This is a genomic window from Streptomyces sp. 8L (assembly GCF_020176795.1).
GTDB lineage: Bacteria > Actinomycetota > Actinomycetes > Streptomycetales > Streptomycetaceae > Streptomyces.
In genome coordinates, this window is the sequence record NZ_JAIUKE010000310.1 from 1 (window position 1) to 11,523 (window position 11,523).

Annotated in this window: 10 protein-coding genes; 7 read left to right on the plus strand and 3 right to left on the minus strand. The window is 73.6% G+C overall.

Features of this window, described 5'->3' with window-relative positions; genetic code table 11:
• Positions 1–483 precede the first annotated feature (483 nt).
• Positions 484–1,674, plus strand: coding sequence for an FAD-dependent oxidoreductase (locus tag LCE31_RS24065; protein WP_225017512.1), 1,191 nt, complete (start codon positions 484–486; stop codon positions 1,672–1,674).
• A gap of 112 nt (positions 1,675–1,786) precedes the next feature.
• Here LCE31_RS24065 and LCE31_RS24070 read toward each other — a convergent pair whose 3' ends face one another.
• The gene (locus LCE31_RS24070) at positions 1,787–3,271 is read right to left on the minus strand and encodes an amino acid permease (protein ID WP_225017514.1); all 1,485 of its coding nucleotides are present in this window, start codon (positions 3,269–3,271) and stop codon (positions 1,787–1,789) included.
• A 201-nt stretch (positions 3,272–3,472) separates the two neighbouring features.
• On the opposite strand from LCE31_RS24070, the gene LCE31_RS24075 reads away from it, so the two are divergent.
• The 4 genes from LCE31_RS24075 to LCE31_RS24090 all read left to right on the plus strand — a co-directional run bounded on the left by LCE31_RS24075 (position 3,473) and on the right by LCE31_RS24090 (position 5,853).
• Complete coding sequence (locus LCE31_RS24075; protein WP_225017516.1) at positions 3,473–3,961, plus strand: ribose-5-phosphate isomerase; 489 nt, start codon at positions 3,473–3,475, stop codon at positions 3,959–3,961.
• 18 nt (positions 3,962–3,979) lie between these two features.
• A complete protein-coding gene (locus LCE31_RS24080; protein ID WP_225017518.1) occupies positions 3,980–4,789 on the plus strand; it encodes an Fpg/Nei family DNA glycosylase in 810 nt (269 codons plus the stop codon).
• A 39-nt stretch (positions 4,790–4,828) separates the two neighbouring features.
• Positions 4,829–5,323, plus strand: coding sequence for a hypothetical protein (locus LCE31_RS24085; RefSeq protein ID WP_225017520.1), 495 nt, complete (start codon positions 4,829–4,831; stop codon positions 5,321–5,323).
• Positions 5,324–5,451: 128 nt separating this feature from the next.
• A complete protein-coding gene (locus tag LCE31_RS24090; RefSeq protein ID WP_225017522.1) occupies positions 5,452–5,853 on the plus strand; it encodes a PPOX class F420-dependent oxidoreductase in 402 nt (133 codons plus the stop codon).
• Here LCE31_RS24090 and LCE31_RS24095 read toward each other — a convergent pair.
• A complete protein-coding gene (locus tag LCE31_RS24095) occupies positions 5,822–6,613 on the minus strand; it encodes a putative protein N(5)-glutamine methyltransferase (RefSeq protein ID WP_225017524.1) in 792 nt (263 codons plus the stop codon). The two genes, LCE31_RS24090 and LCE31_RS24095, sit on opposite strands and share 32 nt — an antisense overlap.
• Positions 6,614–7,085: 472 nt before the next feature.
• Here LCE31_RS24095 and LCE31_RS24100 point away from each other — a divergent pair, with 472 nt between their 5' ends.
• On the plus strand, positions 7,086–8,123 hold the full coding sequence (locus LCE31_RS24100; protein ID WP_225017534.1) for an aspartate-semialdehyde dehydrogenase: 1,038 nt from the start codon (positions 7,086–7,088) through the stop codon (positions 8,121–8,123).
• A 56-nt stretch (positions 8,124–8,179) separates the two neighbouring features.
• Here the strand turns inward: LCE31_RS24100 and LCE31_RS24105 are convergent, their stop codons facing one another.
• On the minus strand, positions 8,180–8,701 hold the full coding sequence (locus LCE31_RS24105; protein WP_225017536.1) for a DUF1203 domain-containing protein: 522 nt from the start codon (positions 8,699–8,701) through the stop codon (positions 8,180–8,182).
• 115 nt (positions 8,702–8,816) lie between these two features.
• On the opposite strand from LCE31_RS24105, the gene pepN reads away from it, so the two are divergent.
• The gene (gene pepN, locus LCE31_RS24110; protein ID WP_225017538.1) at positions 8,817–11,399 is read left to right on the plus strand and encodes an aminopeptidase N; all 2,583 of its coding nucleotides are present in this window, start codon (positions 8,817–8,819) and stop codon (positions 11,397–11,399) included.
• Positions 11,400–11,523 lie beyond the last annotated feature (124 nt).

The window sequence follows — 11,523 nt, forward strand, 5'->3', positions numbered from 1 at the left end:
TGGGGTTACCCGGCCCGGCCGCCCGGGCCCCTCCGCGGGCCCACTTCACCCCCCCCCCCCCCCCCCCCCCCCACGACGCCCCCCCCCCCGCCCCGCCCCCCCCGCCCGGGGCCCCCCCCCCCCCCGCCCCCCCGCCCCCGCGCCCCCCCCCCCGCCCCCCCCCGGCCCCCCGCGCCGCCCCACACCCGCGCCGCCGCCGTACTGCGGACCGCCCGGAACCGCCCGCGCGGAACGCCCGGGGCCGCCCCGCGCGACTGCGCTGCGTGACACAGGCGGTGCCTCGCCGTCACCCGCCGTACGGACACGGTGCGTGCCCGCCGGGGGGGGGGCGGGCCCCCCCCCGGGCCGCCCCCCCCGCCCGCGACACCGCGGACCTGGCCCCACTGGTCTCCCGCCACGGCGACGCGGTACTGCCACTGCGCCTCGACGTCACCGACCGCGCCGCCGTGACGGCCGGCGCCACCTCGGACGGGGGGCGCAGTCATGGCTGACAGCGGACCGCGTGTCGCGGTCGTCGGGGGCGGGCCCGGGGGGCTGACCCTGGCCAGGGTGCTCCAGGTGCACGGGGTGCCCGTCACGGTCTTCGAACGCGACGTGTCGCCCTCCGCGCGTCCGCCCGGCGGCACCCTCGACCTGCACCCCGGCACGGGCCAGGCCGCGCTGGCCGCGGCGGGGCTGACGGACGCCTTCCGTGCGCTGTCGCGTCCCGAGGGCGAGGAGGTGCGCGTGTCCGGGGCGGACGGGCGGGTGCTCGTGCACCACGAGCCCACGCCCGGCGTGGCCGCGCGGCCCGAGATCGACCGCGGCGACCTCAGGACGCTGCTGCTCGACTCGCTGGCCGGGGACACCGTCCGCTGGGGGCACGCGCTCACCGGGATCGTGCCCGGGGCCGACGGCCGCAGCCGGCTGGTGTTCGCCGGACCCGAGAACGGGGCGGGGGCCGGCACCGCCACGGAGACCGGCGCGGGGGCCGAGGACGATGCCTTCGACCTGGTCGTGGGCGCGGACGGGGCGTGGTCGCGGACCCGGGCGCACCTGGGCGGCGCGGGGGCCGCGTTCTCCGGCGTGCACCTGATCGAGGCGCGTGTCGAAGCGGTGGACGCCCGCGCGGCCGCGGTCACCCGGCTGGTGGGCGACGGCAGCCTGTACGCCTTCGAGGCCGGCCTCGGCATCATGGCGCAGCGCAACACGCAGGGGGTGGTGCGCGTGTACTTCACCCTGCGCGAGCCGGAGGACGCCGAGCTGTACACCGGCGGCGCGCTCACGAGCCCGGACGCGGCCCGGGCGGCGCTGCGGGAGCGCTTCGCCGGCTGGTCCCCCGCACTGCTCGCGCTGCTGGACGCGTGCGGCGACGTGTTCGAGCACCGCCCGCTGTACACGCTCGCGCCGGGCCGCAACTGGCCCGCCCGTCCCGGCATCACGCTCCTCGGCGACGCCGCGCACCTGATGACGCCGTTCGCGGGCATGGGCGCCAACCTCGCCATGTTGGACGGTGCGGAACTGGGCGAGGCGGTGGCACGCGAGGCGTCGGTGCGCGACGCGGTCGAGCGGTACGAGCGGGACGCCGTGCCCCGCGGCTCGCACGGGATCGAGACGTCCGCGCGGGGGCTCGCGGCGTGCATGTCCCAGGAGGCGCCGGGCAGCGCGGTGGCCTACCTGTCGGCGCTCGGCTGACCGCGCGGCCCGGCACGGGACGGGCCCGGCTGAGCGCGCGGGCCCGGACGGCAGAAGGGTCCGCGCGGCACGCCGCGACCGGGCGCGCCCCGCGGACCCTGCACGGCATGTCCTACGGCCTGCCCTCCGGCGCGGCGATGGTCTCGGCGGGCGGCGCCGCCGGGGTCTCCTTGCCGACCGCCCTGCGGACCAGCGCGATGCCGACCACGATCGCGGCGACCAGCAGCGACAGCAGCATCTCGTTGCGGGCCGAGTCGTCCGTGAGCATGTAGCCGACGATGAAGACGATGACGGCGGCAGTCACCCAGGTCAGGTACGGGAACAGCCACATCCGTACGACCAGCTTGTCCGGGGACTCCCGCAGGATCATCTTGCGCATCCGCAGCTGTGTCAGGCAGATCACCAGCCAGACGAACAGCGCGACCGCGCCGGAGGAGTTCAGCAGGAACTGGAAGACCGTGTCGGGCCACTGGTAGTTGAACCACACCGCGAGGAAGCCGAACGCCACCGACGACAGGATCGCCACGTGCGGCACACCGCGCCGGCTCGTACGGTTGAAGGCGCGCGGCGCGTCACCGCGGCGCCCCAGCGAGAACGCCATCCGCGACGCCGTGTACAGGCCGGAGTTGAGGCAGGACAGCACCGCCGTCAGCACGATCACGTCCATCACGGTGCCGACGTGCGGGATGCCGATCGTGTTCAGCGCGGCGACGTAACTCCCGTCGTTGGTGACGGACTTGTCGTTCCACGGCACGAGTGCCAGCACAACGAATATCGAGCCCAGGTAGAAGATGCAGATACGCCAGATGACACTGTTGGTGGCCTTCGACACGGCGCGCCGCGGGTCGGGCGACTCGCCGGCGGCGAGGGTGACGATCTCGCTGCCCATGAAGGAGAACACCACGAGCAGCACACCGGTGAGGATCGCGCCCGGCCCCTTGGGCAGGAATCCGCCCGCGTCCGTGAGGTGGGAGAACCCTGCGCCGGGGTTGTCGGAGCCGGGCAGCACACCGAAGACGGCGAGCAGGCCGATGATGATGAACGCGCCGATCGCGACGACCTTGATGCCGGCGAACCAGAACTCGAACTCGCCGTACGAGGCGACGGACGCCAGATTGGACACCGTCAGCACGACCATCACGATCAGCGACCAGGCCCACTGCGGGACGGCCGGCACCCATCCGTTCAGGATCGTGGCGCCCGCGGTCGCCTCGACGGCGAGCACCACCACCCAGAAGAACCAGTAGAGCCAGCCGATCGAGAAGCCCGCCCAACGGCCCAGCGCCCGGTCGGCGTAGGCGGAGAAGGACCCGGAGGTCGGATTGGCCGCCGCCATCTCGCCGAGCATCCGCATCACCAGGACGACGAGCAGGCCGACCAGGGCGTACGAGACGAGGATGGCCGGTCCCGCGGCGGCGATGCCGGAGCCGGAACCCACGAAGAGGCCCGCGCCGATGACACCGCCGATCGCGATCATCGACAGGTGGCGGTTGCGCAGTCCGGGGCGCAGGCCGCTGTCGTTCCCACTCGGCGGGGCGGGCGGTTCGGGCTGGGCGGGATCTCCGCCTTCCGCGGTGAGGGTGGGAGGACGAGTCATATCGGTGCATCCCTCGGTAGATAGGTACATGACGTGGTGACATCAGTGATGTACGGACGACCGGAGGCGGGGGTTCACGAAGGGAGGCGTGCGCGCCCCTCCGCCGCACCCGGCCGGGCCTGCCCTGCATTGTCGGGTCCTGATCAACATAAGGCGAGCCCCTTGCCCATTACCCTTCGGTTCCCGTGCCACACTCGTGGCATGCGCGTCTACCTCGGCTCCGACCACGCGGGCTACGAACTCAAGACCCACCTTGTCCAGTGGCTGGCCTCGCACGGCCACGAACCGGTCGACTGCGGCCCCCACATCCTCGACGACCAGGACGACTACCCGCCGTTCTGCCTGCGCGCCGCGGAGCGCACGGCGGCGGACCCGGAGAGCCTCGGCATCGTGATCGGCGGCTCGGGCAACGGCGAGCAGATCGCCGCGAACAAGGTCAAGGGCGTACGGGCCGCCCTCGCGTGGAGCGAGGAGACGGCGCGCCTGAGCCGCGAGCACAACAATGCGAACGTGGTGTCGGTGGGCGCCCGGATGCACAGCCGCGACGAGGCGACGTCGTTCGTGGAGGTCTTCCTCAAGACGCCGTTCTCCACCGAGGAGCGGCACAGCCGCCGCATCGGCATGCTCAGCGCGTACGAGGAGACGGGCCAGCTTCCGCCGGTTCCCGCGCACCACCCCGGGCAGGGCTGAGCGCGGACGGTTCGGCTCGTGCCAGAAGGACATACGATCCACCGGCTCGCCCTGGACCACCAGGACCGCTTCGGCGGCCGGGCGGTCCGGGCGAGCAGCCCCCAGGGCAAGTTCTCGGACAGCGCCGCGCTCCTCGACGGGCGGGTGCTCGGGCGGGTGGACGCCCACGGCAAGCATCTCTTCCTCGGCTTCGAGGACACCGGGTGGGTCCACATCCACCTGGGCCTGTTCGGCAAGGTCACGTTCGGCGCGCCGCCCGCCCCGCCGCCCACGGACACCGTGCGGCTGCGCCTGCTGGGCGAGTCCGCGTACATGGACCTGCGCGGTCCCACGACCTGTGCGCTGATCACGGACGGCGAGAAGGCCGCGGTGCACGAACGGCTGGGCGCCGACCCGCTGCGTGCCGCGGCGTCGGCCGACGACGCCTGGCCCCGGATCTCCCGCTCCCGCACGTCGGTCGCGGCGCTGCTGATGGACCAGAAGACCGTGTCGGGTGTCGGCAACGTGTACCGCGCGGAGGTCCTGTTCCGGCACGGCGTCGATCCGTATCTCCCGGGCAGGGACCTGCCCCGTGAGCAGTGGGACGCGATCTGGGCGGATCTGGCCGCGCTGATGCGGGAGGGCGTACGCAACAACCGCATCGACACGGTCCGCCCCGAGCACGAGCCGGAGGCGATGGGCCGGCCGCCGCGCGTGGACGACCACGGCGGCGAGGTGTACGTCTACCGGCGGGCGAACCTGCCGTGCCTGGTGTGCGGCACTCCGGTCCGCTCGGCGCAGCTCGCGGCACGCAACCTCTTCTGGTGCCCGTCCTGCCAGGCGGCATAGCGGGGGCCGCGCGGCGCCCGGTGTGAGATCGTTTCGACGATGGCACCGAGAAGCAGTAACAAGCTCCCCGTGGTGGCCGGGGCCGAGGCGGCCCTGCGCTCCCTCGGGGTCCGTGGTGCCCTGCTCGACCAGCGGCCGGCCGGGCGGGGGCACTGGTTCGCCGACTGGTCGGGGCGGCTCGCGGACTCCGACGTGTATCTCGCGGTCATGGGCAAGTCCGCGACCACCCGCAAGGTACGGCTCGTGCTGGACGACTGGATTCTGGAGGACGTGTCCGCGGGGCACCTCGGCGACGTGATCACCGCCGTGTTCCGCGGCGGGCCGCCGGACGGGTCTTCGGATGGGCCCCGGGGCAGGGCGAGCATCCGCAGGAAGCGCGCGTACCTCGTGCTCCCTGTGCAGGTACTGCGCGTCACGGCCGGCCACGCGCACTACAGCGCCGCGAAGAAGCTGCCGCCCGAGGGCACCCGCCGCTCCCCGTGGGAGGAGGCGCTGCTCGACGACGGCGACGGGGGCCGCGACGGCAGCGGATGACCCGTCCGCCGCGCGTCCCTGGCCGGGTGTCTCGCCGCCCCGCGCACTCTCCCCTCGCGCATAGAATCGTGACGACCTGGCAACACACCGTCACGGTGCGGCCGTGACGGCTTCCGGAAGGGCACGGCATGGCAGTGGAGCTCTCGGAGAACCTGAAGCAACTCGTCGACGGCGGGAAGCCGTTCGCGACGGTGTCGACGCTGCTGCCGGACGGCGGCCCGCACCTCGCGGTGGTGTGGATCGGGCGGGACGGCGACGACCTGGTGTTCGCCACCGGCGCGGACTCGCGCAAGGCGCGCAACGTGGCGCGCGACCCGCGGATCACCGTCCTGCTGAACCCGGCGTCCGCGCCGTACACGTACGCGGAGGTGCGCGGCACCGCGACCACCACGGCCGAGGGCGCGCAGGAACTCCTCGACCGGCTTTCGCTCAGCTACGCGGGCAAGCCGTACGCGGAGTTCGCGGGCGGGAACGTGGGCCCGACCGTGGTCGTGCGGATCACCCCCGGGAAGATCGTCGACTCGCTCTGACGCCACCGGCCTGGCGGCCCAGCACGACCGTGGCGCCGAGTTCGTCGTCCTCGGCCAGGCGCGCGTCGAGCCCCGCGGCGGCGAAAGCGGCGCACGCGGCGGCGGACTGGCGCTCGCTGGTCTCGCTGAGCAGCACCCCGCCGGGGGCCAGCCAGTCGGCCGCGCCCCCGGCGACGCGCCGCAGGACGCCCAGCCCGTCGTCGCCGCCGTCGAGGGAGAGCAGCGGCTCGTGCTCACGGGCCTCCGTAGGCAGCAGCGGCACGTCGCCCGTCGGTACGTAGGGCACGTTGGCGACCAGGATGTCCACCCGGCCGCGCAGGGCGGCCGGGAGCGCCGCGAACAGGTCGCCCCGGTGGACGGGTACGCCGAGCGGTCCGAGGTTGCGCCGCGCGCACTCGACGGCGGCGGGGTCGAGGTCCGCCGCGTGCACCTCGCCCGCGCCGCCTCTGGCGAGCGCGGCGCCGAGGGCGCCGGAGCCGCAGCACAGGTCGACGGCGACCGCGCCGGGCCGCATCAGCCGCAGGGCGTGTTCGGCGAGGAACTCCGTACGGCGGCGGGGCACGAAGACGCCGGGGCCGACGGCGACGCGCGTACCGAGAAACGCGGCCCAGCCGAGGACGTGTTCGAGGGGTTCGCCCGCGACGCGGCGGGCGGTCATCCGGTCGGCCTCGTCCGGCCCGGAGGCGGTGTCGAGGATCAGCGCGGCCTCTTCCTCCGCGAACACGCAGCCGGCGGCGCGGAGTGCGGCGACGAGGGACATCGGTGGTGCACCGGCCTTCCGGAAGGGCCCGGAGGGGCCGGACCCGCGAAGTTCAGCGGGCGGCGGTGAGTCCGGGCGGACGCTGCGGGCAGACAGGGCTGACGGCGGTAACGGGACTCACCTCCCGGCGGCGCGGGGGAAGGAACGCTACCACGGGCCCCGCCGCCGCCCACCGGGCGCGGGAGCCGCCCGTACGACCGCCCAGGGCCCCCGCGCAGGGCGGCCGGCCCAGCCGGGTGGAGGACGGGCGGAGGGGAACGGCGGTGCGTGAAGAACCGGCTCACCGCAATCGCCCGATCCGGCGGTGTGAGCGGCCGGACACCACCCCACCTGCGTACTGCTGGACAATGGGGTGGACAACGTCACGTGTAGCGTCCGCATGATGGGCAGGCATAGGAGCACCGTCGTACGTACAGCGCCGTCCGTACGCACGTAACGATCCCTGTACACACGTCACCGCCAAGGAGTCCCCGTGAAGGTCGGAATCGTCGGAGCCACCGGTCAGGTCGGCACGGTCATGCGCAGAATCCTCGCGGAGCGTGCCTTCCCCGTCACCCAGCTGCGCCTGTTCGCCTCGGCCCGCTCGGCCGGCAGCACGCTGGAGTGGGGGGACGGGCGGATCACCGTCGAGGACGCGGCGAGCGCGGACTACACGGGGCTCGACATCGTGCTCTTCTCGGCCGGCGGAGCCACCTCGAAGGCCCTCGCCGAGAAGGTCGCGGCACAGGGCGCGGTCGTGATCGACAACTCGTCGGCGTGGCGTCGCGACCCCGAGGTCCCGCTGGTGGTCAGCGAGGTCAACCCGCACGCGGTCGCCGTCCGGCCGAAGGGGATCATCGCCAATCCGAACTGCACGACGATGGCCGCGATGCCGGTGCTCAAGCCGCTGCACGCGGCGGCGGGCCTGACCGCGCTGGTCGCCACGACGTACCAGGCGGTCTCGGGATCGGGCCTCAAGGGCGTGGCGGAACTGCACAACCAGGCGCAGAAGGTCGCCGCTGAGGCGGACGGCCTCACGCACGACGGCGGCGCCGTCGACTTCCCCGAGCCGTCCGTGTACAAGCGGCCGATCGCCTTCAACGTGCTGCCGCTCGCGGGCAGCCTGGTGGACGACGGCTCGTACGAGACGGACGAGGAGCAGAAGCTCCGCCACGAGTCCCGCAAGATCCTGGAGATCCCGGAGCTGAAGGTCTCGGGCACCTGCGTCAGGGTCCCCGTCTTCACCGGCCACTCGCTCCAGGTGAACCTGCGCTTCGCGCGCCCGCTGACGGTGGAGCGCGCGTACGAGCTGCTCGCGGACGCGCCGGGGGTGGAGATCTCCGAAATCCCCACGCCGCTCCAGGCCGCGGGCCGGGACCCGTCGTACGTCGGGCGCATCCGCGTCGACGAGACAGTGGAGGACGGCAGGGGCCTCGCGCTGTTCGTGTCCAACGACAACCTGCGCAAGGGCGCGGCGCTGAACGCGGTGCAGATCGCGGAGCTGGTCGCGGCGGAGCTGCGCGGCGCCTGAGGGGCGCGTACCACCTCGGGGGCCGGAGCGCGCCGCGCACCGGCCCCCGAGGTCGGTCAGGGGCGGCGTACCTCGAAGTGGAGGCAGCCGTACTCCACCGCCCGTACATGGACGAGGGCGACCTCGGGGTCGGCGAACGCCTCGTCGAGCGCCGCGTCGAAGGCGGCGTCGGCGTCCGGCTCCGCGCCGGTGGCCGCCGGGATCTCGAAGAGCCGGCCGCCCGCGATGTGCCCGCGCCGGTCGTAGCGCCGCAGGGTGCGCAGCGCGCCGGGGCGCGCGAAGGGGTAGCGGGCGCTCGGCGCCGGGTCGGGGCCGCCGCAGTCGCCGGGGTGGATGAAGACCGGCCCCTGCTCGTCGTACGCGCCGGGGTCGGCGCCCGTCCCGGCCGCCCAGCGGCGCAGCGGGGCGTACGAGACCAGGGCGATGGTCTCGCCGGGCTCGCTGCCGCGCAGGCAGCAGCGCAGCGGCGAACCGCCCTCCTCGTCGGTGAAAGGGGCCATGGTCCTCCCCGCGTCGTCGCGGGTCCTGAGTTCCTTGAGCGCGGCCGGTTCGACGGGCCGTGGTGTGTGCTGGGTCATGTCCACGATGCTGACCGGGCGGGGCGGGCGGTACCGGCGGATATGCGACGTCGCGCTGGGCCGCCGCGTGGAAGGATGGCGGTCGTACAGCGACACACAACGAGGAGATGACCCGGTGCCTGGTACGAACCTGACCCGCGACGAGGCGCAGCAGCGGGCTCGGCTGCTCCGCGTGGACAGTTACGAGATCGACCTCGACCTCGGCGGCGCGCAGGACGGGGGCGGCACGTTCGCGTCGGTGACGACGGTGCGCTTCGAGAGCGCGGAGGCGGACGCCGAGACCTTCATCGACCTGGTCGCGCCCGAGGTCCGCTCGGTGGTGCTGAACGGCGTGGAGCTGGACGTCGACACGGTGTTCAAGGACTCCCGGATCGCGCTGCCGGGCCTGCGGGCGGGCGCCAACGAGCTGCGGGTCGAGGCGGACTGCGCGTACACGAACACGGGCGAGGGCCTGCACAGGTTCGTCGACCCGGTCGACGAACAGGCCTATCTGTACACGCAGTTCGAGGTCGCGGACTCGCGCCGGGTGTTCGCCGTGTTCGAGCAGCCCGACCTGAAGGCGACGTTCCGCCTCACCGTGAAGGCGCCGGCGGGCTGGACGGTCGTGTCGAACTCGCCGACGCCGGAGGCGGACGCCGAGGGCGTGCGCCGCTTCGAGGCGACTCCGCGGATCTCCTCGTACATCACGGCGCTGATCGCCGGTCCCTACCACTCCGTGCACAGCACGTACGAGAGGGACGGGCAGAGCGTCCCGCTCGGCATCTACTGCCGTCCCTCGCTCGCGGAGTTCCTGGACGCGGACGCGATCTTCGATGTGACCCGGCAGGGCTTCGACTGGTTCCAGGAGAAGTTCGACCACGCGTACCCGTTCGCCAAGTACGACCAGCTGTTCGTGCCGGAGTTCAACGCGGGCGCGATGGAGAACGCGGGCGCGGTCACGATCCGCGACCAGTACGTGTTCCGCTCGAAGGTCACGGACGCGGCGTACGAGGGCCGCGCGGAGACCATCCTGCACGAGCTGGCGCACATGTGGTTCGGCGACCTGGTCACCATGGAGTGGTGGAACGACCTGTGGCTGAACGAGTCGTTCGCCACGTTCACGTCGATCGCCTGCCAGGCGGCGGCGCCCGGATCGCGCTGGCCGCAGGCCTGGACGAGCTTCGCGAACTCGATGAAGACCTGGGCCTACCGGCAGGACCAACTGCCCTCCACGCACCCGATCATGGCGGACATCCGCGACCTGGACGACGTGCTCGTCAACTTCGACGGCATCACGTACGCGAAGGGCGCCTCGGTGCTCAAGCAGCTCGTCGCGTACGTCGGCGAGGACGAGTTCTTCCGCGGCGTGCAGGCGTACTTCAAGGAGCACGCCTTCGGCAACACCCGCCTCACGGACCTGCTGGGCGCGCTGGAGCGGACCTCCGGGCGCGACCTGAAGACCTGGTCGAAGGCGTGGCTGGAGAGCGCGGGCATCAACATCCTGCGCCCCGAGATCGAGACGGACGACAGCGGCGTGCTGACGTCGTTCGCGGTGCTCCAGGAGGCGCCCGCGCTGCCCGAGGGCGCCAAGGGCACACCGGTGCTGCGCCCGCACCGCATCGCGATCGGTTTCTACGACTTCGACGACGCGGGCAAGCTGGTGCGCCGCGAGCGCGTCGAGCTGGACGTGGACGGCGCGCGCACCGAGGTCCCCGTCCCGGCGGGCCGGGCGCGGCCCGCGGTGATCCTGCTCAACGACGACGACCTCTCGTACGCGAAGGTCCGTCTCGACGAGGAGTCGCTGAGGACCGTCACCGAACACCTCGGCGACTTCACCGAGTCGCTGCCGCGCGCGCTGTGCTGGGCGTCGGCGTGGGACATGACGCGCGACGGCGAGCTGGCGGCGCGCGACTACCTGACGCTGGTGCTCTCGGGGATCTCGAAGGAGACCGACATCGGCGTCGTGCAGACGCTGCACCGGCAGGCGAAGCTGGCCCTCGACCAGTACGCGGCGCCGGCCTGGCGCGAGGCGGGTCTCGCCCAGTGGACGGACGCGACGCTCGCGCACCTGCGGGCGGCGGAGCCGGGCAGCGACCACCAGCTGGCGTGGGCACGGGCGTTCGCCGCCGCGGCCCGCACACCGCAGCAGCTGCACCTGCTCCAGGGCCTGCTGGAGGGCCGGGAGACGATCGAGGGCCTCGCGGTCGACACGGAGCTGCGCTGGGCGTTCGTGCAGCGGCTCGCGGCGACGGGCGACTTCGACGAGGAGGAGATCGCCGCGGAGTACGAGCGCGACAAGACGGCGGCGGGCGAGCGGCACGCGGCGGCGGCACGCTCCGCGCGGCCGACGGCCGCGGCGAAGGCCGAGGCGTGGGCCTCGGCGGTCGAGGACGACAAGCTGCCGAACGCCGTGCAGGAGGCCGTGATCGCGGGCTTCGCCCAGACCGACCAGCGCGAACTCCTCGCGCCGTACACGGAGAAGTACTTCGCCGCGATCGAGGATGTCTGGGAGTCCCGTTCGCACGAGATGGCGCAGCAGGTCGCGATCGGCCTGTACCCGCTGCTCCAGGTCTCGGAGGAGACCCTGGCGGCGACCGACGCCTGGCTGGCCCCGGCCGGTCGGAACGCGGCCCTGCGCCGTCTGATCACGGAGTCCCGCTCGGGCGTCGAGCGCGCCCTGCGGGCCCGCGCGGCGGACGAGGCTGCGGCGCGCGCGTAACGGCACGGCGCGTACCGCGCGGTGTGCGACCGGCCCCCCCGGGGGGGGGGGGGGGGGGGGCGGGCCCGGGGGGGGGGGCCGGGGCGGGGGCGGGGGGGGCCGCGCGCCCCCGCGGGCGGTGGGG

Excerpts from the sequence above, each read along its gene's own strand:
- LCE31_RS24065 (WP_225017512.1), top strand. The coding sequence starts at position 484 with ATGGCTGACAGCGGACCGCGTGTCGCGGTCGTCGGGGGCGGGCCCGGG.
- LCE31_RS24070 (WP_225017514.1), bottom strand. The coding sequence starts at position 3,271 with ATGACTCGTCCTCCCACCCTCACCGCGGAAGGCGGAGATCCCGCCCAG.
- LCE31_RS24075 (WP_225017516.1), top strand. The coding sequence starts at position 3,473 with ATGCGCGTCTACCTCGGCTCCGACCACGCGGGCTACGAACTCAAGACC.
- LCE31_RS24085 (WP_225017520.1), top strand. The coding sequence starts at position 4,829 with ATGGCACCGAGAAGCAGTAACAAGCTCCCCGTGGTGGCCGGGGCCGAG.
- LCE31_RS24090 (WP_225017522.1), top strand. The coding sequence starts at position 5,452 with ATGGCAGTGGAGCTCTCGGAGAACCTGAAGCAACTCGTCGACGGCGGG.
- LCE31_RS24095 (WP_225017524.1), bottom strand. The coding sequence starts at position 6,613 with ATGTCCCTCGTCGCCGCACTCCGCGCCGCCGGCTGCGTGTTCGCGGAG.
- LCE31_RS24105 (WP_225017536.1), bottom strand. The coding sequence starts at position 8,701 with ATGACCCAGCACACACCACGGCCCGTCGAACCGGCCGCGCTCAAGGAA.